Origin of the sequence: Scytonema sp. PCC 10023, from assembly GCF_963920835.1 — a bacterium.
Classification (GTDB): Bacteria; Cyanobacteriota; Cyanobacteriia; order Cyanobacteriales; family Nostocaceae; genus Kalymmatonema.
The window spans coordinates 26,629-46,129 of sequence record NZ_CAWUDP010000023.1 but is presented as its reverse complement, the minus strand read 5'-3'; the positions used below and the strand labels follow the sequence as shown (position 1 = coordinate 46,129).

19 protein-coding genes and 1 pseudogene are annotated in these 19,501 nt (G+C 44.2%); 12 read left to right on the top strand and 8 right to left on the bottom strand.

Going from position 1 to position 19,501, the window contains the following annotated elements; all coding sequences use genetic code 11:
* Nucleotides 1–44: 44 nt before the first annotated feature.
* The 3 genes from groL to ACM0OZ_RS15905 all read left to right on the top strand — a co-directional run bounded on the left by groL (nucleotide 45) and on the right by ACM0OZ_RS15905 (nucleotide 2,849).
* Nucleotides 45–1,685 carry a chaperonin GroEL gene (groL, locus tag ACM0OZ_RS15915; protein WP_414583790.1) on the top strand — a complete coding sequence of 547 codons (1,641 nt, stop codon included), beginning with the start codon at nucleotides 45–47 and terminating at the stop codon, nucleotides 1,683–1,685.
* A 286-nt stretch (nucleotides 1,686–1,971) separates the two neighbouring features.
* Entirely contained in the window at nucleotides 1,972–2,649 is a 678-nt protein-coding gene (locus ACM0OZ_RS15910; RefSeq protein ID WP_414583789.1) for a methyltransferase, read from the top strand.
* Nucleotides 2,625–2,849 (top strand): methyltransferase, encoded by a 225-nt coding sequence (locus ACM0OZ_RS15905; protein ID WP_414583788.1) that lies wholly within the window; start codon nucleotides 2,625–2,627, stop codon nucleotides 2,847–2,849. Before ACM0OZ_RS15910 ends, ACM0OZ_RS15905 begins: the two co-directional genes overlap by 25 nt.
* Before the next feature lie 161 nt (nucleotides 2,850–3,010).
* Here the strand turns inward: ACM0OZ_RS15905 and ACM0OZ_RS15900 are convergent, their stop codons facing one another.
* Complete coding sequence (locus ACM0OZ_RS15900) at nucleotides 3,011–4,342, bottom strand: hypothetical protein (protein ID WP_414583787.1); 1,332 nt, start codon at nucleotides 4,340–4,342, stop codon at nucleotides 3,011–3,013.
* 176 nt (nucleotides 4,343–4,518) lie between these two features.
* Between ACM0OZ_RS15900 and ACM0OZ_RS15895 the strand changes: the two genes are divergently transcribed.
* Both ACM0OZ_RS15895 and ACM0OZ_RS15890 read left to right on the top strand, forming a co-directional pair.
* Nucleotides 4,519–5,841: a 3-isopropylmalate dehydratase large subunit gene (locus tag ACM0OZ_RS15895; RefSeq protein WP_414583786.1), complete on the top strand. Its 1,323-nt coding sequence runs from the start codon at nucleotides 4,519–4,521 to the stop codon at nucleotides 5,839–5,841.
* Between the two features lie 77 nt (nucleotides 5,842–5,918).
* Nucleotides 5,919–6,413 carry a gluconokinase gene (locus tag ACM0OZ_RS15890; RefSeq protein WP_414583785.1) on the top strand — a complete coding sequence of 165 codons (495 nt, stop codon included), beginning with the start codon at nucleotides 5,919–5,921 and terminating at the stop codon, nucleotides 6,411–6,413.
* Here ACM0OZ_RS15890 and ACM0OZ_RS15885 read toward each other — a convergent pair.
* The 6 genes and pseudogenes from ACM0OZ_RS15885 to ACM0OZ_RS15860 all read right to left on the bottom strand — a co-directional run bounded on the left by ACM0OZ_RS15885 (nucleotide 6,382) and on the right by ACM0OZ_RS15860 (nucleotide 11,839).
* On the bottom strand, nucleotides 6,382–7,956 hold the full coding sequence (locus ACM0OZ_RS15885; protein ID WP_414583784.1) for an SAM-dependent DNA methyltransferase: 1,575 nt from the start codon (nucleotides 7,954–7,956) through the stop codon (nucleotides 6,382–6,384). The genes ACM0OZ_RS15890 and ACM0OZ_RS15885 overlap by 32 nt on opposite strands.
* Before the next feature lie 6 nt (nucleotides 7,957–7,962).
* A pseudogene (locus ACM0OZ_RS15880) lies at nucleotides 7,963–8,616 on the bottom strand (restriction endonuclease).
* Nucleotides 8,594–8,818 (bottom strand): hypothetical protein, encoded by a 225-nt coding sequence (locus ACM0OZ_RS15875; RefSeq protein WP_414583783.1) that lies wholly within the window; start codon nucleotides 8,816–8,818, stop codon nucleotides 8,594–8,596. The pseudogene ACM0OZ_RS15880 and the gene ACM0OZ_RS15875 overlap by 23 nt, the downstream one beginning before the upstream one ends.
* A gap of 317 nt (nucleotides 8,819–9,135) precedes the next feature.
* Complete coding sequence (locus tag ACM0OZ_RS15870; protein WP_414583782.1) at nucleotides 9,136–9,564, bottom strand: GFA family protein; 429 nt, start codon at nucleotides 9,562–9,564, stop codon at nucleotides 9,136–9,138.
* Nucleotides 9,565–9,736: 172 nt separating this feature from the next.
* Nucleotides 9,737–10,636 carry a helix-turn-helix domain-containing protein gene (locus ACM0OZ_RS15865; protein WP_414583780.1) on the bottom strand — a complete coding sequence of 300 codons (900 nt, stop codon included), beginning with the start codon at nucleotides 10,634–10,636 and terminating at the stop codon, nucleotides 9,737–9,739.
* Nucleotides 10,637–10,861: 225 nt separating this feature from the next.
* A complete protein-coding gene (locus ACM0OZ_RS15860; protein ID WP_414583779.1) occupies nucleotides 10,862–11,839 on the bottom strand; it encodes a carbohydrate kinase family protein in 978 nt (325 codons plus the stop codon).
* A gap of 447 nt (nucleotides 11,840–12,286) precedes the next feature.
* On the opposite strand from ACM0OZ_RS15860, the gene ACM0OZ_RS15855 reads away from it, so the two are divergent.
* The 5 genes from ACM0OZ_RS15855 (at nucleotide 12,287) to ACM0OZ_RS15835 (ending at nucleotide 15,834) form a co-directional block, all read left to right on the top strand.
* Entirely contained in the window at nucleotides 12,287–12,556 is a 270-nt protein-coding gene (locus tag ACM0OZ_RS15855; RefSeq protein WP_073627546.1) for a helix-turn-helix domain-containing protein, read from the top strand.
* Nucleotides 12,557–13,006: 450 nt separating this feature from the next.
* Nucleotides 13,007–13,663: a DUF6391 domain-containing protein gene (locus ACM0OZ_RS15850; protein WP_414583778.1), complete on the top strand. Its 657-nt coding sequence runs from the start codon at nucleotides 13,007–13,009 to the stop codon at nucleotides 13,661–13,663.
* 228 nt (nucleotides 13,664–13,891) lie between these two features.
* Nucleotides 13,892–14,920, top strand: a complete 1,029-nt coding sequence (gene rfaE1, locus ACM0OZ_RS15845; RefSeq protein WP_414583776.1) for a D-glycero-beta-D-manno-heptose-7-phosphate kinase — start codon at nucleotides 13,892–13,894, stop codon at nucleotides 14,918–14,920.
* A 43-nt stretch (nucleotides 14,921–14,963) separates the two neighbouring features.
* A complete protein-coding gene (locus tag ACM0OZ_RS15840) occupies nucleotides 14,964–15,224 on the top strand; it encodes a hypothetical protein (RefSeq protein ID WP_414583775.1) in 261 nt (86 codons plus the stop codon).
* 79 nt (nucleotides 15,225–15,303) lie between these two features.
* Nucleotides 15,304–15,834, top strand: a complete 531-nt coding sequence (locus ACM0OZ_RS15835) for a Ycf51 family protein (RefSeq protein WP_414583774.1) — start codon at nucleotides 15,304–15,306, stop codon at nucleotides 15,832–15,834.
* A gap of 66 nt (nucleotides 15,835–15,900) precedes the next feature.
* On the opposite strand, the gene ACM0OZ_RS15830 is transcribed toward ACM0OZ_RS15835, so the two are convergent.
* Nucleotides 15,901–16,392 carry a peptidoglycan-binding domain-containing protein gene (locus tag ACM0OZ_RS15830; RefSeq protein WP_414583773.1) on the bottom strand — a complete coding sequence of 164 codons (492 nt, stop codon included), beginning with the start codon at nucleotides 16,390–16,392 and terminating at the stop codon, nucleotides 15,901–15,903.
* Nucleotides 16,393–16,707: 315 nt separating this feature from the next.
* Between ACM0OZ_RS15830 and ACM0OZ_RS15825 the strand changes: the two genes are divergently transcribed.
* Nucleotides 16,708–17,883 carry an iron-containing alcohol dehydrogenase family protein gene (locus ACM0OZ_RS15825; protein WP_414583772.1) on the top strand — a complete coding sequence of 392 codons (1,176 nt, stop codon included), beginning with the start codon at nucleotides 16,708–16,710 and terminating at the stop codon, nucleotides 17,881–17,883.
* A 226-nt stretch (nucleotides 17,884–18,109) separates the two neighbouring features.
* Nucleotides 18,110–19,294: an aspartate aminotransferase gene (locus ACM0OZ_RS15820; RefSeq protein ID WP_414583771.1), complete on the top strand. Its 1,185-nt coding sequence runs from the start codon at nucleotides 18,110–18,112 to the stop codon at nucleotides 19,292–19,294.
* Nucleotides 19,295–19,501 lie beyond the last annotated feature (207 nt).

Genomic DNA, 19,501 nt, shown 5'->3' with positions numbered 1-19,501 from the left:
AACTTACAAATTCGTACTGTTCTTTTCAAAATTCTTTGACAATTATGGCAAAGCGCATTATCTACAACGAAAACGCACGTCGTGCCCTCGAAAAAGGCATGGACATTCTGGCTGAGGCTGTTGCTGTAACCCTCGGTCCCAAAGGTCGGAACGTAGTGCTAGAGAAAAAGTTTGGCGCACCACAAATCGTTAATGACGGTGTGACCATTGCTAAAGAAATTGAATTGGAAGACCACGTCGAAAACACTGGCGTTGCTCTAATCCGTCAAGCGGCTTCCAAAACTAACGATGCTGCTGGTGATGGCACCACAACTGCGACCGTTTTGGCTCATGCAGTGGTAAAAGAAGGCTTGCGGAACGTTGCAGCAGGTGCGAATGCGATTTTGCTGAAGCGTGGTATTGATAAGGGTACCAACTTCTTAGTTGAAAAAATCAAAGAACACGCTCGTCCTGTAGAAGATTCCAAAGCGATCGCACAAGTTGGTTCAATCTCTGCTGGTAACGACGAAGAAGTCGGTCAGATGATTGCCGAAGCAATGGACAAGGTGGGCAAAGAAGGCGTGATTTCCTTGGAAGAAGGGAAGTCCATGACCACTGAATTGGAAATCACCGAAGGGATGCGCTTTGACAAAGGCTATATCTCTCCCTATTTTGCAACTGATCCCGAGCGGATGGAAGCAATTTTCGATGAACCTTTCATCCTGCTAACCGATAAGAAAATCGCTCTGGTACAAGACCTCGTACCTGTCCTTGAGCAAGTTGCTCGCGCTGGTCGTCCTTTGGTGATTATCGCCGAAGATATCGAGAAAGAAGCTTTGGCAACCTTGGTTGTCAACCGCCTACGCGGTGTGCTGAACGTGGCTGCTGTGAAGGCTCCTGGCTTTGGCGATCGCCGCAAAGCAATGCTAGAAGACATCGCTATCCTCACTGGTGGTCAAGTGATCACCGAAGATGCTGGCTTGAAGCTGGAAAGCACCAAGCTGGATGCGCTGGGTAAGGCTCGCCGCATCACGATCACCAAAGATAACACCACCATTGTTGCTGAAGGTAACGATGCTGCTGTCAAGGCTCGTGTTGAGCAAATTCGTCGTCAAATGGAAGAAACTGAATCTTCCTACGACAAAGAGAAGCTGCAAGAGCGTCTGGCTAAGCTAGCTGGTGGTGTGGCTGTCGTTAAAGTAGGCGCGGCTACCGAAACCGAAATGAAAGACAAGAAGCTGCGCTTGGAAGACGCCATCAACGCAACCAAAGCTGCTGTGGAAGAAGGTATCGTTCCTGGCGGTGGTACAACACTGGCTCACCTCGCTCCTTCGCTTGAAGAATGGGCAAACAGCAACCTCAAGGGTGAAGAGTTGACTGGTGCATTGATTGTCTCTCGCGCCTTGGCTGCTCCTCTCAAGAGAATTGCTGAAAACGCTGGTCAGAATGGCGCTGTCATTGCTGAGCGCGTCAAGGAAAAAGAATTCAACATTGGCTACGATGCTGCCAAGAACGAGTTCGTTGATCTGTTCGAGGCTGGTATTGTTGACCCAGCTAAAGTGACACGTTCTGCTCTGCAAAACGCTGCATCTATCGCTGGTATGGTCTTGACCACCGAGTGCATCGTGGTTGACAAGCCTGAGCCAAAGGATAACGCTCCTGCTGGTGCTGGCGCTGGTATGGGCGGCGGCGACTTCGATTACTAAGATTCTTGTTGGGTGGGTTTTGCCCACCTTTGATAAAACAGCTGCTTCCTTTGTGGAGGCGGCTGTTTTTTTGTTTGAAACGAACTTTTTATAGCGGTTCTTACTTGAGTACAATACAAATTTTGTGGGGACGCATTAATCTACACCGAAAGTGCCAACCCGACAACAAATCGAGCGGCATTTTTCGTGAAAGCTTGACAATTTTTTCTAAGAAACCGCTCGATTTGGGGCACTTCACGAGTAATCGTGGAGCGTAGAACGAGTAACCGTAAAAGGGTTGCGCGTTTTGTGCAGGTTTTTTCCACGGGCACTTGCGAGTGTGGGAGTCTTTGCAGAAACAGATCCCGGTTATTTCACTCTCACACCGCTGGCGAATTACCTGCAAAGTGATGTCCCAGATTCCCTAAAAGCGATAGCAATTATGAATGGCGAGGAGCAGTATCGAAGCTGGGGAGACCTGATGTACAGTTTGCAGACTGGGGAGAGTGCGTTTGAGCGTTTGTATGGTATGAATCTTTTCGAGTACTGTGCTCAAAATCCTGAAGCCGCAAAGATTTTGAACCAAGCAATGACCAGTTCTTCGGTGCTGGAAAACGCAAGCGTAGTTTCAGATTATGACTTTTCTAATATCCAAACCTTGGTAGATGTTGCTGGGGGACATGGCAAATTACTGACCGACATCCTCAAAGGTCACCCTAAAATGAAGGGAATTTTATTTGATCTACCCTCGGTGATTGCAGGCGCAACGTCATTAATTGAAGAAGCAGGAGTGTCTGATCGGTGTGAACTGGCGGGAGGTAGCTTCTTTGAATCTGTGCCAGCTGGGGGGGATGCTTATATCCTCAAGCATATTATTCATGATTGGGATGATGAAAGGGCGATTGCCCAAGGGGCAGTGCGCGGAGCGCAATCGCCATTCTTAAGCGTTGTCACGAAGCAATGCCAGAACACGGCAAGCTATTGATTGTAGAGCAAGTCATTCCACCCGGTAATCAGCCTTTTTTTGGCAAGTTGAGTGACCTACATATGTTGGTATTATGTCCGGGTGGGTGCGAACGCACGGAACAAGAGTATCGCACCCTAATGGAAAAGGCAGGATTTCAGCTCATTAGAATTGTTCCTACTCAGTCGCCTATGAGTGTGATAGAAGGTGTGCCAGTGTAAAGATTTTTGGATACAGGGAAGTGTACTGCGTTAAGTACAACTTCCCCTGTTTATATCTTCAAACTTTCATTAGACCTCTTGCATAAATATTATTTTGTTGCGCGCAAAGCCGCAAAGTCGCAAAGAAAAACACTAAGAAAAAGTTCGGAAGTGCAAGAAGTCTATTTTTGAAAGCCTTTGGCTGACTGTTTTTGACTTTTCTCTTTAGGCTTAGATTTGTGGACTTCTACCACAGCTTCTTGAAATAAATTGTTTAGATGTATTGGGACGCTGGCAATTTCTGGTAACTCTGGCTCTATAGGTTTGTTGTATTCTTGCAATAGAGTATCTAAGTCAGTTTGAAGCTGAAATTCTGGACGTTGAAGAAATGTTTGCAGCACTTTTTCTAATTGTGTTGGATATTGTTCAGCTAACCGATGCCAAATGAAGGCATTAATACTTTTGTCTTGTAAATAGAAACGAATCAGTTTTTCAGCACCTTCTACACTTTGCCAATCTTCTGCTTCTAAAATTGCTTTTACCTTAGTATAGGTTGGAAGAAATATTTGCCCCCAACGGGGATGGGATATAGCTGTCACCTGTTCTGCTTTTTTGAGATCAGCAGGCAATTCAACTTTTGGCGTTACCATTTTGCTGGTACCGTTTTTGTTGTTAAACATTTGCGAAACGGCTTGAGAGTCGGTACCAAATTCTTCTGCAACTGCTTTGATTTCTTCTTCTCCAATGCCTGCTTCTTGTGCTACTTCTTCCAGAGATTTTGATGGATCAACGCCTGCTTCTTCCAAGCGCTTTTTCGTTAATATTTCTTGGAATTCTCCATTTTTTTTGTTGAGTTGGTATCCCGGCATTGTGACTTCATCAGCACCAAAAAAGTCTAAAAACTGTTGATGATAAACTTCTACAGACTGCCAAGCTTCCTCTAGTAACTCTGGTGCATCTCCATAAAGATGTTCTTTATAATTCTCTTTAAAATTACCAATGGCTACTGCGAGTTTTGGTTTGCCCAATTTACCCATCTGCGTGTAAGGACCAGAGAACGTCCAGTAGCTATCAGTCACAGGAGAAATGCGAGTCAGTAAAATTTCTCCCTCTTTCAACCGAGACATTTCCTGTAGTTTTTGCGCATTGTTGAACTTGACAGTGTAGTGTTTATCTGTCAGCCAGTTCCTAAGTTCAAAGCCATCGGGTAAGATTTTTGTAATAGCAAATAAGCCAATAAAAGTGCGATGCCAACTTTTGATCAGTTTGCGATCGCTCTCCGACAAATCTTGGTGGCTTTGAATAAACAAATCCAACGGTGAGTCGTCACCAACTCGCCCTTCTGTAATAAATGAGTCAATTATCAGTTCTTGTTGAAAATTATCACCGCTTCCACGCCGGGACTTGACAGCAGCATAGGTTTCCAGTGCTTGTGCGAGTTCATCTTCAGCATCAAAGACAAAATCAGTAAGGTCTTGTTTGAGTTGGTGCGATCGCTCTAAAATTGCATCCACAAGTTAATTTCTCGGATTCGACAGTTGATAGGTTAGAGGTTTCGAGAGAATTTTGGCATCTGGCTATTGCAGGATATGTGGAGATGCTTATCCGTTATTTCCTGATGAATGTTTGGTTGACAGACAACCAGGCATGTAGCATATAATTTGTACCCTTTCACAAGAACGCGATCGCTATGGGCATGACCCTTGTAGAAAAAATTTTGGCGAAAGCCTCCGGTCGGTCAGTCGTCGAACCGGGGGAAAACATCTGGGTAAATGTTGATGTTTTAATGACACACGATGTTTGTGGACCGGGAACCATCGGCGTTTTCAAACGCGAGTTTGGTGCTGATGCCAAAGTCTGGGACCCCGAAAAAATCGTGTTAATTCCCGACCATTATATTTTCACCGCCGACGAACGAGCTAACCGCAACGTTGATATTTTACGTGATTTTGCTAAAGAACAAAGTATAAAATACTTTTACGATATTACAGACCGCGCCAACTTTAAGGCAAACCCAGACTACAAAGGCGTTTGCCATGTCGCCCTAGCCCAAGAAGGTCACACCCGCCCAGGCGAAGTCTTATTTGGTACTGACTCCCACACTTGTAACGCTGGTGCTTTTGGTCAATTTGCCACAGGTATCGGCAACACAGACGCCGGCTTCATCATGGGGACTGGCAAACTGTTAATCAAAGTTCCCGCCACCATGCGCTTTGTATTGGATGGCGAAATGCCTCCTTACCTGTTAGCGAAAGACCTAATTTTACAAATTATCGGCGATATTAGCGTCGCTGGGGCAACCTATCGGACAATGGAATTTGCAGGGGAAGCCGTTGAACAAATGACGATGGAAGAACGGATGACCTTGTGCAACATGGTCATTGAAGCTGGCGGCAAAAATGGTACCATTGCTCCCGATGAAACCACATTTGAATATTTAAGGGGACGTACCAACAAACCTTTTGAGCCAGTATACACAGACTCCGATGCCAAATTCTACAGTCAGCATCGCTATGATGTCTCCAAACTAGAACCAGTCGTTGCCAAACCCCATTCCCCTGATAACCGCGCTTTGGCACGCGAATGCAGCGATGTCAAGATTAACAGAGTTTATATTGGTTCCTGCACGGGCGGCAAAACAGAGGACTTTTTCCATGCGGCACAAGTTCTTAAAGGTCGCAAGGTGAAGGTTCCCACCTACATAGTCCCTGCTACTCAAAAAGTCTACGAAGACCTGTTTACATTGAAGTACGAAGAGCAAACCCTCTCGGAAATTTTCTTAGAAGCAGGTTGCATTGAACCTGCTGCGCCTTCGTGCGCCGCTTGCTTGGGTGGTCCCAAAGACACCTTTGGGCGGATGAATGAGCCAGAAATTTGTGTTTCCACCACCAACCGCAACTTCCCTGGACGTATGGGTCATAAAGAAGCGGGAGTCTATCTTGCTTCCCCCTACACTGCTGCAGCTTCTGCAGTCACTGGGTATGTGACAGATCCGCGTGAGTTTTTGAGTTAGTTTTTGTCTCGCGCCAAGACGTTAAGACGTGAAGAAACTCTTTGCGCCTTTGCGCCTTTGCGCGAAATTAATTCACTATGATTATTCTCGTAATGGGTGTTTCTGGTTCTGGCAAGTCTACCATCGGGCAACTGTTGGCAGACTCTTTACACTGCGAATTTGCTGATGCTGATGCTTTCCACTCGCCAGAAAATATTGAGAAAATGCGGCATGGTATCCCCCTAAATGATTTAGATAGGATGCCTTGGCTGCTTGCTTTACAACAGGCAATACAACAGTGGTTACAAGAGAACAAAAATGTAGTCCTGGCGTGTTCTGCACTCAAAGCCAGCTATCGCCAAGTTCTGGTATTGGATGAGGAACGCGTCAAGCTAGTTTACCTCAAGGGGTCTTTTGAGTTGATTCAAAAGCGCCTGCATATGCGTCAGGGTCACTTTATGTCCGAAGAACTCCTTAAAAGTCAGTTTAATGCCCTTGAAGAGCCATCTGGTGCAATTACAGTGGATATTTCAGAGCCACTAGAGGTGATTGTGCAGCAGATTAGAGTGAGTTTGGGGATTGAGGCGAGTTGATGGGAGAAGTTTCATAACGGCTATGCTGAGATAGTGGCAAGATAGAAGATTTTTGATAATAATTGCTTAAGGCGTAACCGTTATACTCCTCTTCTTTACCTAAAACCTGGGCTAATGCTCGCAAATTTAGCCGCTTGAGTAATTCAATAGTTATTGGTCGCTTATCACTCCAAAAAATCATTGATTCTAAAAACTCTTTGGCTGGCTGCGAATTTAGCAAAGCAGCAAGAAAAGATGCCTCAGATTTAGACCTACACGATAAAAAGTAAACTGTATCGTCAAAAACAACAGGCTGTCCGTCAATCGGATCTACTTGCACAAAGTTAAGAGCTTTGTAAAAGCCTGATATAGCGACTTTCCAAGGTGCAAAAGTATATTTCCCGACGCCAAATATAGAAAATTCTGGACGATTCCGATAAATAGAACTGCTACGCTTTGACAAATACTCTCGATAATTTTGAAGATAGTCCCATACCTTGGGAGCATCAAGCTTTAAGTGTGTTGTATCCTCCCCAATGTACCGCTGAGTAACAAGAACATATTTTCTACAAGTAGATGTACGACTATTTCCAACATCTGAACTTTTCAAAAGCGGGTAAACCCAATCTTGTTCAAGAGAAAAAACATTACCATATCCGTTACGGAATTTATCACCTTCTTGTTCTAATTCCATAACATTGGAACAGTCATGTTTCAAGCCTGAACGCCAAATATAAACTGAGTTAGTTTCTCGTAAATGAGACCAACGCTTATAATCTATTACATTAGAAACGAGTATATTATCTTGGTAACCAATAACGTGTGATGGTTTTTGAGCAGACAAATCCTCGAAAATCTCGCAAGTATTTGATAAACTCCCATCTCCAATCAACAAAACAAAAAAACAGGCATCTACAGATGCATTAAAGTTTTTAAGCGTATCTATTCTATAAATTTGAGCACGGATAACTTTTTGCTTGTACTGCCAAACATGAGTGAGAATTTTTCTGGCAACAGAAGTCTTACATAACATTGCAATTATGCCAGTGCGTTCTTTCAGCCACTCTAAATGCTTTAGCAGCATCCATTCGGAAATATCAAAATTACTTTTGCCCGTTAACGCATCATATCCGCTTTTTCCTTGAAAATTAGATTTTTGCGGTAAGTTAGAACTTTTTAATAAGCCTAGCTCGGAACTTGTCACCCAAGGAGGATTACCAATAATTAGTAATGGTTCGGCTAAGGTGTTAATAATGTCTGACCAATTTAAATTAAAAAAATCACCGTTAATAATTTCTATTGGTGCAGAATACTTTTCGGCTGCAACCCTTTCTTTGAGGTAACTTAGATGTTCTGTACTAATATCAACACCGACAAATTTATTGACCTGTGAAAATACTTGACAAGCAGCCAATAAAAAGGCTCCACGACCACAAGTAGGCTCTAAAACTGACCTTGGTGACACACCTAACCTATTAACGACATTCGTCGCCTCTAAGGCTAGAGTTACTGGTGTCTGAAAATCCCCAAATTCACATAAAATCTTACTTTTGTGTCGTACCATTTCAGTTCATCGCACTCTAATAATACCGCTTACCTCGCCAGCTTGCTGTATAATACGACTATATTGAAGTCGCCATTGTAGAGCATTTGAGATTGTTAAATAACCCTGCTCAGGTGGATTATTAAGTATCTCCTCAGCAATGTTATTTGCTTCAATTTCATCAACTGGTAGGTTGCGATCCATCATGAAGGCAGCAAGGTCGTCAGCATTACCGTCATTTGCAAGAATGCTAAGTATACCACGAGTCATCTGATAGTCAGCAGTACGGCTTTTATCAACGAAGATAGTGTGCTGCATATCGAGCCTACCAGTTCTACGCTAATGATCATCTGTCTTTTCGTAAACAAAAATCAGCAACCCATACCCAAGACCAAAAATTTTTTGCCGAGCAGATTTAAACGGGCATGAAGATTGAGGTTGTCGGATGCTTGTAACTTTCATGTCTACATTTAAATCTGGAAAATCTATTCCAGAAGCCGAGTTACCCAGCATATACTCATACGACAAAGCCAAATAATTCCGAAATTTTTGCTCCAGGTAAGTTCCTACAGCCTTCCCATCAGTAACACCAAACAGCAATGGCTCGTCGTATATACTTTCTATCTCTGAGAACTTAACAGCCTCCTCTAGTAGAATATCAAGTGTTAGAGAAGGCTTCATTGTTCCCCCTTCTCCAATACTCCTGCGACTCATAAATTTTTTCTCTGCTTAAATATTCTTGTTTTATGCCAAGTTTAAAGGTTGGAAAAGGATATTTTGATGGAATAGGAGTAATCAATACTTCCACTTCATCCCTTTCCTTTACATTGTCTGGTAGAACCTCTACTAGAATAATGCTTTGTCCTTTGATATAGCCTTTCATGGTTGTTATTTCTCCATTCCAAGCCGGGAGTAGCAACTAATTATGGCTGATATCCCAGCAACCTGTGCTACGCCCTAAACTTGACGCGAAGCCAGAAAAGCTTCTAGTTGCTCTGCGGTAGGTTGGCAGGCGATACGCGTAGCGTCAAGCCTCTGGCTTATCGCCCCTGCTTTCATTGTCGTTAATGCCCCTATCGTTTGCGCAGCGTGTCCAAAGGACATAGATTTGGTGGTCTACAATCAGGTAGTGGTTCCAATTCCTACCTGATTGCATTCTGAATACTGAATTCTGACTTCTTCTTCAACTGTTCGCTCTCATCATGATGTGAGCTCCCGCTGCACCACTGGCATCTTGTCGAACTTGGGCAGATCCGGGTTCATGTGATCCCACGGTTGGGCACTAGCTGTGTAAAAGTCCATCGTAGGTCGAAACCAACTTGGGTCATCGAGACTCCCTGCCAAAATGCCCATAAGCTCAGGAATTGGGGGCTTGCTAAATAATCGGGAACCGCAGTTTGGGCAAAAACCTCGACCAACAATGCTTCCGCTATCACCAATCACGTCATAGTATTTCACATCTCCGGTGATGGTGACTGCACTTTGCGGCACGAGAAGCCCGGAGGCATACGCAGTTCCTGTCGCCCGTTGACAATCGCGACAGTGGCAATTTCCCATCGCAATGGGTTCGGCTGAACATTCGTAGCGGACAGATCCGCACAGGCAACCGCCAGTAAATTTTATCGTCATAAGAATGTCTCTCCTTGGAACTTCTAAGTTTTGTGACTTCTAGGACGCGGGTGCAGCCAGCATACTTTGCTCACTAAGCAATATCTGACACTTGTGGTACGTCCTGATTTCCAAAGTAGCGATCGCACTCTTATTTGGTCTTACAAGTTTTTGCTTTTTTTACACGTTTGTGCTATTTCTCTCGAACGACCTTAGGCGTGACTCCAAGCAGGCGCTTAAAATGACTGGTTAAATGCCCCTGATTGGCAAAGCCGACTTTATAAGTGATATCCGCGATTGACAAGTCACTTTTGAGGAGGAGTTCACGAGCACGCTCGACCCGGCATTTAATGACAAACTGATGGGGTGAGTATCCTGTTGATTGTTTAAATAATCGAGAGAAGTGCCATAGACTCATCTGGGCTAAGTCAGCCAATTCAGTCAAGCCAATATTACACTCAAGGTTGGCATGGATGTAATCAATGACCTGTTGTAATTTGTACTTAGGCAAGCCACTTGTTGTAATTTGCTCCTTTTGTTTGCCTTGGGCGTAATGGTGGAAAAGATGGGTGGCAAGAAACGTCGCGGCAGATTCTGCATATAAGCGGCTAGAATGCCGATTCTGTTCTAGTTCAGCTTTTAGCGCCAGCCCAATTTGATAAATGAGCGGATCAAACGTCGGAAATTGAGGATGCAGTTCAAGACTACTTAGGTCAATCGATTCAGAGAGAGTGCGCTCAAGAAAGCCGAAATTCAAACCTAAGGTAATGCCTTTGCTTTTGTGGTTGTCTGATTGCCAATAAGCTGTGCCGCGTGGAATGATGAGACTATGACCCGTGACAAGGGAGCTTTTTTGCAAGCGTCCATTAATTCGCGCTTCAACAACGTACCCAGAGGGCATATCTGTATAAATATGAATCGCATTCTCTGGAAAGACTATCTCGTCTGGCAATGCACTTGCGCTCCTGCTTTGAGTGAACTGGAAGCGGATGCCGTTCCAAAACGAATTGTCGTTGGAGAGTAGAGATTGACGATTAAAGCTTTTTAAGATTGCCTTTTCTACAGCGCAGTATTCATGCTCTGTTTGTGACATGACTCTCACCTTTTTGGCTCAGCTAATGAGAACATTCGGAGACAGCAATGACAAATCCGACCAGATTTACCACACTCAATTTCCATATCTTCCCCTACACCCTTACACCCCTATCCCCTAGTTTTGGTCACTAGAGAGATTGAACAATTTTGCTGGGCAAAAGGCGGTGAAGATTTTCTTCCCGCCTTCTTGTTGTACTGTGATTCCAGTTACCTGTGCTACTCGCTAAACTTGATGCGAAGCAAGAAAAGCTTCCACTTCATCTGCGGTGGGTTGGGAGGCGATCGCCCCTGCTTTCATTGTCGTTAATGCCCCCGTTGCACTTGCATATGTCACGATTCTTCTAGCTGTCTGCGAGTCGTTTAAGCTGTGGATACCATGAGTAAGCAACTGGTGGATAAACCCAGCGACAAAGCTATCCCCCGCACCTGTTGTATCAACGACGGGGATGGAAAAAGCTGGTATTTTGCCTTCGTTTTCACCAAGGCAATAAGCGCACCCGTGTTCCCCATCTGTCACCACCACGCCTTCTACGGAATTAAGACGGTAAGTAATTGCCCCTGGATCTGCGGTGTCAAATAGCCATTCGGCTTCTTCTTTTGAAAGTTTCAGAAAATCTACTTGCTTAAATAATTCTTGAATTTTTTGGGGAGCGATGTCAGGATTTGTCCAAAATACCGGACGCCAGTTGACATCCAATAAAATTTTGATATCGTACTGTTCTGCTAACTCAAGCGCACGGTGGACTGCTTGCCCACTTTCAGGATAAGCGAGTTCCAAAGTGCCTAAAACCAGAAAATCTGCTGCTTCAAATAACTTAAGAGGTAATTTATCAGCCTTGAGACGCGTATCTGCAAATTCTGTGGTGTCATGGTCTTTAAACCCGGCAAAAGTGCGATCGCCTGAGAGCGATCGCACAACATTCACTTGGCGTGTTGGTGCTGTTGGATGGCGTTGTACTCCAGTTGTATCCACACCAACTTTTTGTAATAGTTCTACCAGTTCATTACCTGGTGCATCCTCACCCAAGGTGCCGATAAATGCTGCTGGTGTCCCCAGCTTCACCAAAGCACAAGCTACGTTCGCTGGTGCTCCCCCAGGGTAAGCAGTCCATGACTCAATTTCTTCTAGCTTTCGCCCCAGTTGATCGGCTAAACGGTCAAACAAAACTTCACCCAGGCACAAAACACGGGGATTGCTCATTGAATTTCAGATTTTGGATTAGGAATTGCCAGTATAAAACCTACAATAATTTGTGCTACTTTGTCGGCAGTCGTTCATACAATTAAATAGCTATTTTTGTTTCTTAAATCAGCCGTGCATATTGCTCCTTACTGTTCATTTCGCATCAGTATTTTTTGGGCTTTTATTTATTTTAAAGTTCCTTTTTATACTTGTATTTGATTAATATTACCGCTTTGGAACGGGTATGAAGTATAAGGGTATGGGGGATATTTTGAATTTGAAATGTTGATTTTTCTTTTCCCTAGGGCAGTCGGACGGGCGGGGGGATGCCTCCCCTAACTCCCTAAACTGCACTTTTTCTAAAAAGAGTATTTATGCTTACATTTGAAACAACTACCCACAAAAGAATCTTCTAGAATGAGAAAGAGCGATTAAGTACATATACTAAGGAGGATAAAATAACTCATGGCTGGTGGCGAGTCTCAGACCCCCGTTAGTCTGTCAGACAGAGAACTGCAAATTATCGACTTAGTGGCCGCTGGCTTAACTAACCAAGAAATTGCAGCTAAACTGGAAATAAGCAAGCGTACAGTTGATAACCATATCAGCAATATTCTCACCAAGACCGGTACTGACAACCGAGTGGCTCTTGTCCGCTGGGCTTTGCATTGGGGCAAAGTCTGCTTGAATGATGTAAATTGCTGTCCCCTGCCTCTGCCTAACCAGAACGAATAGATGAATTGCTAGTATACTGCCAAGCTCATTTTGACTGGTAACTTATTGTCTCCTCCTCACAACTTACGTATTAAGTGTAAACCTATCAAAATCAAGCACCACAGATTACTGCATTATGTCGTTCTGGATAAAGGTTGTTTTTCCTCAGATTATAAATAAAGATATTTCCTGTGGAAATTGTTTCAACCGTAGGCATAAGGACACTAGTAGCGCGACAGAAAGCTCGACAGAAAGCGCTTTTTGGGTTTGCCCATAAAGCATAGAAGCCAAAGTTTCTCAGCTTTCAAGACGGAAAAACGTCGTTGCCGCTATGTGTCCTTATTAAAATTTTGCCTTTAGTAGACTGAAATAGTTCCGATAATCAACAAAATTTAGCAACCATCCACAGGCTGAAACGCTACATTTAAAAGAAATCTCTATTGCTCCATCAGCTTAGGGAGCAGTGTTGCAATGAATACTTCCGCTTTTGCTAAAGGTGGCTCGTCTCCCTTTGACTTTTTTAGTTTTGATTTTACAGCACCTCAGCCCACACAAGATGCGGATTTACTGAGGCATCTATCGTTTATCCCTGGATTAAAAGAAATTTTAATGGTGCGACAGGTTCATGCGCTGGAACACGCCACAGTTTGGGTTCTGAGTGCATCAAAAAATTTCCAAGCTCGCACAAGAACCCCGACGAGCAATTTTCAAGTTGACAACGAACTCTTAGGGGGTTTGTCTACAGAGCGAGGATTCTATCTATATGGAGAGGTAAATATCAGCAATTTGCGGCGTGCGGTAACACTTGCTCGCCATCGCCTTACTAACGGAGAATGGGATTTAGCTGTGCATCCCCGTTGTGGGACAAATGCATCCGTAGGAATGCTGCTCACAGCTGGGCTAGCAGTGGGAATGCATCTGCTGCTACCGCGAGGACCAATTGAGCAATTGATAGGTTTGGGCTTGGCGGCGACAACAGCCGCTGAACTAGCTCCTGACATTGGTGCTTTGGCGCAGCGTTACCTCACAACTTCAATTCCCTTCAATTTAGAAATTGAAAATATTACACCTACACGTGACCTTTGGGGACGACAGGCGTATTTTGTCGAGGTACAGTGGCGGGAATAGGAGGAGTGAGGGAGGGAAAGAGTGAGGGAGGGAGGGAAAGAGTGAGGGAGGGAGAAACCAATTCAAAATTCGCTCATTCAAAATTCACGCATTAGGAGTCTCTTCCTCATCCCCCTCATCTTCCTCATCCTCCTCATCCCCCTCATCCCCCTCATCTTCCTCATCTCCCCACTTTCCTTGTTTGGGTTGTAAGATGATGGGCTGGTGTGTTAGATACTGTCTGTATATATGTCTTTAGACCCTGATTTTGCCCCTAAACTGCGTGCTTCAGCTGACCGATTGTTCTCCCTGTTAGACAAATTTACCTCTGCACGGGTGCTAGTCATCGGAGATTTGACTCTAGACGAGTTTCTTACTGGTCAGGTGGAAAGAATTTCTCGCGAAGCACCAGTGTTAATTCTCCGCCATGAAACCACCAAGCAAGTGCCAGGAGGTGGGGCGAATGCGATTTACAACTTTGCCCGATTGGGGGCAAACGTTTTAGCAGTAGGACTTTTGGGCAAAGATGAACAAGGGAGGGCGCTACGTGGTCTTTTGGAAGCTGCACAAATCAATACTGATGGTATTTTTGTTGATCCCAATCGCCCAACAGTCACGAAAACACGGATTTCTGGTCATTCGCGTCAATCAGTGACTCAGCAAATCGTTCGGGTAGACCGAAAATCGGACGATTTGCCAGACTTGGATTTGCAAGTGCAGTTGTCTCAATATATTAAAGAACAAATCCATTCCATAGATGCCGTGGTATGTTCTGACTACGGCGATGGAACTCTGACTCAGCCTGTGATTTCGGCGGCGCTGTCTGCTTCCCGAACAATTGTGGACGCCCAAAAACATCTGGAACGGTATCAAAGAGCAACATTATTTACGCCAAATTTGCCAGAAGCAGAACTTGCTGTAGGTTATGCAATTACTGATAAGGCAACTTTAACTCAAGCAGGACAAGATTTGCTTACCTTGACGCAGGCGCAGCATATTTTAATTACGCGTGGCGAGCAAGGAATGAGTTTGTTTGACAGCGAGGGTGGTGAATATCATATCCCAGCTTTTAATCGGACTAAGGTGTTTGATGTGACTGGTGCTGGAGACACTGTGGTGGCGGCATTAACTTTGGGTTTAACTGCTGGGGCGTCGGCATGGGAAGCGACAGTTTTAGGTAATTTAGCAGCTAGTATTGTTGTGCGGCAGTTTGGTACGACAACGACGACGCCTGAAGAAATGAGGGTGGCGTTGCAACGATTGTTGGAGGAAAGTTAACGCTTAAAAATAATGTTCTTAGCAAGCTTGATTAAATTTAGCGATGAAAAATTTGCTGATAGAACAACTCGATGAGTATTCCCGCTTTGCCGTCAATCATATTCTTAAACGCTTTCCACAGTGGGAAAACCATCTTATCGTAGACCAACCCGAAGGTTACGAGAAACCTTATGCAGTTTTCGAGTTACCTTGTTCATCACCTGCAGTTAAACAAGGACTTTGGGTAGCGACTTTCGGTATGGAAATCACAGTTGGGTCTCACACGCATCATACCCACTTCAAATTGCATCCATTCAGTTCATAAGTGTTAAGTAACAAAAGTATAGGTGTTCCAAGGGTATGGCAACATTGAAATAAGAAGACACCCCAAGTAGCCAACCTTTATGTTCACACCTGCTGACTTTCTCAAATACGCCCAGTGGTCGGGTATTGCAACATTAGTATTTGCTGCCTTGACAGTTTTAGCTTTTATTTTGAAATGGGGTATTCGCTTTCGGATTGTGGGTTCTACTGGCTTTATGCTAGTGCTGACGGCTGGTCTATTTACTCTCTCGTTGACGCCCTTGTATCGCACTGTGATTCCAGGTGCAGTAAAATACACTCGGGTTTATGACAACGGATCAACTCAAGCGGTGATTACCATCCCACCACAAATTACCCCATCACAATTAGAAGCTACCTTACGTCAAGCTGCTAGTGATTTGTATTCCTATGGTCGCTTGGGTACATCGGCAGAAAACCAATTGACTATTCGATTGCGTACTCTTGTCCACCCTGAACCAGGAATTTCCGTACCACTTTACCTTGGTCAAGTCAAGCGTAGTCTCAGGTCTCGTGAAGATTCTCAAATGGCGATTGAGATTTACCAGGACAAATTCGCCCAATTACCACAACCCACCTCACAGAAAAGTTAGAGTGATGAATTACGAGTTAAGAGTTGTGCATCCATAACTCATAACTCTTAATTCCTCACCTGACTTTTAGTACTGGAGTACTTTACTTAAGGCACACCAGGTATTTTCTTCCACTACGCCTGTTATCGACAGTTCGCAGCGCCTTTGGAAGCTTGTCAAAGCTGACTCTGTCAGATCTCCAAAATCACCATCAACCCGTCCTATATAATCACAGGTTGTTTTCAGAATGCGCTGCACCTTTTTCACCAATTCTCCGTTGCAGCCTTTACTCAATTGTGGCATATCTACTGGCGCACCTGTGTAAAGCGCACGCCAAGTACGCTCTGCTACAATTCCATCTTCTTTCAAAAAGACTCGACGCTGAAAATTTTTAACACTTTGTTCGGTTTGGTATCCAAACTCACCATCGATTGGTCCTGTATAAATACCCCAAGCAAATAAGAGGTTTTGCAGTTCTTCTACTGCTTTACCGTTGAAGCCTTGCTGCAGGACTGATTGACTTAACTGTATTTGCAACGTCTGTTCCATTGTGTCGCTGGCATCACTGGTAGATGTCATATTTTCTTCCTAAAAAAATTAATGTCTCTTATTTAACAATAGTTTTTTTACTACTGATGCCGCATCACACTTAGGGATATTCTGAGAAGTTCAAAAACCATCTTCATATTAACAAAGACATATTTTTTTTGTGTTAACAAATACAATATTTATTAATGTTTTGTTAAGATAGAAATCTGGTGATTACGGTCACTAGGGTAAAAAGAATAGTCAAAATTTATTGGACTGTGGAATATAGACTAATTACCCGTTACCTCTTCCCTAATAGGGGAAAGTTCTCCAAAATATCTGGAAGTGCTACTGTTAATTTGTTATATGCCTAATCAATCGACTGAAACTTTGTCTACTCAAACCTCTAGTCCGTTACTGGCTCTTTCGGTAGCTCCAACAAAGGTGATTCGTGGCTCACAAATATTAACACAGGCAAGTGATGCGATCGCCCGCTTGGGAAGTCGTCCCCTGATTGTAGCAGGTGAACGTACTCTTGCTGTCACCCAACAGAGTCTACAACCACTGCTGAAACACCAACGGTTGGATATTGCCCAAGCCTTTTATGCTCCTGATTGTAGTGAAGCCAGCTTGAAAGCTTTACACAAAACAGCGAAAGAACATAAAGCCGATATGATTATCGGTATTGGTGGCGGTAAAGCACTGGATACGGCGAAATTAATCGCTCATCAATTGGAGTTACCAGTCGTCACAATTCCCACCTCAGCGGCGACGTGTGCAGCTTGGACTGCCCTGTCGAATGTGTATTCTGATGAAGGGGCATTTCTCTACGATGTCGCATTGGCAAGTTGTCCTGATTTACTGATACTCGATTACGACTTGATAAAAACTGCCCCGCAACGTACGCTTGTAGCAGGAATTGGGGATGCGATCGCCAAATGGTATGAAGCCTCAGTCAGCAGCGGACACTCCGAACAAACCTTAATCATTGCCGCAGTCCAACAAGCACGAGTTTTGCGAGATATCCTTTTCCAAAAATCTGCTGCTGCACTTAAAGAACCTGGTAGCGAAGCTTGGCAACAAGTTGTCGATGCAACGGTTCTCCTGGCTGGTGTCATTGGAGGATTGGGAGGCGCACAATGTCGTACTGTAGCTGCTCATGCGGTACACAATGGTTTAACTCACATTTGTAAAAGTGGCAGCATTCATGGCGAAAAAGTCGCTTATGGGATTTTGGTGCAACTGCGTTTAGAAGAGATGGTACAGGGCAATCAGCTCGCAACCGCTGCACGGCAACAATTATTAAAGTTTTATGCAGAGATAGGATTACCCCAAAAATTGAGCGATTTAGGATTAGGGAACATCACCTTAAACGAATTGCAAAAAGCTGCTGAAATTGCTCTATCTCCTCATTCTGACATCCACCGACTCCCATTCAAAGTTGCAGTAGAACAGTTGATGGCGGCGATGGTTTCCACTACTGCGCCAGTAGAAGGACGCACTCATATGGGTTTGACGTCTGTTGTGAATGAGGCTGAGTGATTGTTAAACGACACCCGACACACAGAAACGACGAGTTGTGAAGAGTGGATACAGCGGTTTTCAGAATTACGGTGGGCATTGTTCACTAATATCTCAAATGTATATCATCATATAAGCTTTTAGAAGCAATGCCTACCCTACGATTTGTGGTCTAATCATAAAAATAAGCGCTGTAATTCATAATTGTGCATTTCTCATCTATAATTCATAAATCATAATTCTTTCGATGACATTAGATTGGATTGCCCCAGCTGAACGCATACAGAAATTACCACCTTACGTATTTGCTCGTCTTGATGAACTCAAGGCTAAAGCACGAGAGCAAGGGTTGGATTTGATTGATTTGGGCATGGGAAACCCGGATGGCGCAACACCGCAACCAGTGATAGAAGCGGCGATCAAAGCTTTGCAAAATCCGGCAAATCATGGCTATCCTCCTTTTGAGGGGACAGCGAGTTTCCGCCGCGCCATCACGAACTGGTATCGTCGTCGTTATGGAGTCGATTTAGATCCAGATAGCGAAGCTTTGCCTCTTCTTGGTTCTAAAGAAGGATTGGCGCATCTTGCCATAGCCTACATTAATCCTGGTGACTTAATTCTAGTCCCTTCTCCGGCATACCCTGCCCATTTTCGTGGTCCAGTCATTGCTGGGGGCAAAGTTCATAGCTTAATTCTCAAACCAGAGAATGACTGGCTGATTGATTTGGCGGCAATTCCTGAGGATGTTGCCCAAAGCGCAAAGATTCTCTATTTTAATTATCCCAGTAATCCGACAGCTGCGACTGCACCGCGTGAATTTTTTGAAGAAATTGTCGCCTTTGCCCGCAAATATGAGATTTTACTCGTGCATGACTTGTGTTATGCGGAGCTCGCTTTTGATGGCTATCAACCCACAAGTTTGTTAGAAATTCTGGGTGCGAAAGACATTGGCGTTGAGTTTCATACCCTTTCCAAAACTTATAATATGGCAGGTTGGCGCGTCGGTTTTGTGGTTGGGAACCGTCATATTATTCAAGGTTTGCGGACACTGAAAACGAACTTGGATTATGGCATTTTTGCGGCATTGCAAACCGCAGCAGAAACTGCATTGCAATTGCCGGACGAGTATTTACATGAGGTACAAGAACGCTACCGTACCCGCCGCGATTTTGTGGTTCAAGGTTTATCACAGCTGGGTTGGAATTTGAGTAAAACCAAGGCGACAATGTATCTGTGGGTTCCTTGTCCGGTTGGCGTCAGTTCCACAGATTTTGCTCTTAAGGTGTTGCAGCAAACTGGTGTTGTTGTCACGCCAGGTAATGCTTTTGGCGTTGCGGGTGAAGGGTATGTGCGAATCAGCTTGATTGCGGAGTGCGATCGCCTAGGTGAAGCTTTGCACCGTTTTAAGCAAGCGAATATCCGCTTTCAATAAAAGTATACGTCTTTTGGGCGACTTTGCGTAGGATACACACACAGATGCTTTTATCTGTGTGCATCTGTGGTTTTATAAAAAAGATGATTTTGTTTCGCGCAAAGACGCAAAGTCGCAAAGAAGAACACTAAAAAAAGTTTGGGAGTGCAAGAAGTTTTATAAACTTGACTTGAAAATAGGAGAGCAAGCAGAGAACTTAGTCCAGAG

Excerpts from the sequence above, each read along its gene's own strand:
- groL (WP_414583790.1), top strand. The coding sequence starts at position 45 with ATGGCAAAGCGCATTATCTACAACGAAAACGCACGTCGTGCCCTCGAA.
- ACM0OZ_RS15905 (WP_414583788.1), top strand. The coding sequence starts at position 2,625 with ATGCCAGAACACGGCAAGCTATTGATTGTAGAGCAAGTCATTCCACCC.
- ACM0OZ_RS15895 (WP_414583786.1), top strand. The coding sequence starts at position 4,519 with ATGGGCATGACCCTTGTAGAAAAAATTTTGGCGAAAGCCTCCGGTCGG.
- ACM0OZ_RS15890 (WP_414583785.1), top strand. The coding sequence starts at position 5,919 with ATGATTATTCTCGTAATGGGTGTTTCTGGTTCTGGCAAGTCTACCATC.
- ACM0OZ_RS15885 (WP_414583784.1), bottom strand. The coding sequence starts at position 7,956 with ATGGTACGACACAAAAGTAAGATTTTATGTGAATTTGGGGATTTTCAG.
- ACM0OZ_RS15875 (WP_414583783.1), bottom strand. The coding sequence starts at position 8,818 with ATGAAAGGCTATATCAAAGGACAAAGCATTATTCTAGTAGAGGTTCTA.
- ACM0OZ_RS15870 (WP_414583782.1), bottom strand. The coding sequence starts at position 9,564 with ATGACGATAAAATTTACTGGCGGTTGCCTGTGCGGATCTGTCCGCTAC.
- ACM0OZ_RS15865 (WP_414583780.1), bottom strand. The coding sequence starts at position 10,636 with ATGTCACAAACAGAGCATGAATACTGCGCTGTAGAAAAGGCAATCTTA.
- ACM0OZ_RS15860 (WP_414583779.1), bottom strand. The coding sequence starts at position 11,839 with ATGAGCAATCCCCGTGTTTTGTGCCTGGGTGAAGTTTTGTTTGACCGT.
- ACM0OZ_RS15855 (WP_073627546.1), top strand. The coding sequence starts at position 12,287 with ATGGCTGGTGGCGAGTCTCAGACCCCCGTTAGTCTGTCAGACAGAGAA.
- ACM0OZ_RS15850 (WP_414583778.1), top strand. The coding sequence starts at position 13,007 with ATGAATACTTCCGCTTTTGCTAAAGGTGGCTCGTCTCCCTTTGACTTT.
- rfaE1 (WP_414583776.1), top strand. The coding sequence starts at position 13,892 with ATGTCTTTAGACCCTGATTTTGCCCCTAAACTGCGTGCTTCAGCTGAC.
- ACM0OZ_RS15840 (WP_414583775.1), top strand. The coding sequence starts at position 14,964 with ATGAAAAATTTGCTGATAGAACAACTCGATGAGTATTCCCGCTTTGCC.
- ACM0OZ_RS15835 (WP_414583774.1), top strand. The coding sequence starts at position 15,304 with ATGTTCACACCTGCTGACTTTCTCAAATACGCCCAGTGGTCGGGTATT.
- ACM0OZ_RS15830 (WP_414583773.1), bottom strand. The coding sequence starts at position 16,392 with ATGACATCTACCAGTGATGCCAGCGACACAATGGAACAGACGTTGCAA.
- ACM0OZ_RS15825 (WP_414583772.1), top strand. The coding sequence starts at position 16,708 with ATGCCTAATCAATCGACTGAAACTTTGTCTACTCAAACCTCTAGTCCG.
- ACM0OZ_RS15820 (WP_414583771.1), top strand. The coding sequence starts at position 18,110 with ATGACATTAGATTGGATTGCCCCAGCTGAACGCATACAGAAATTACCA.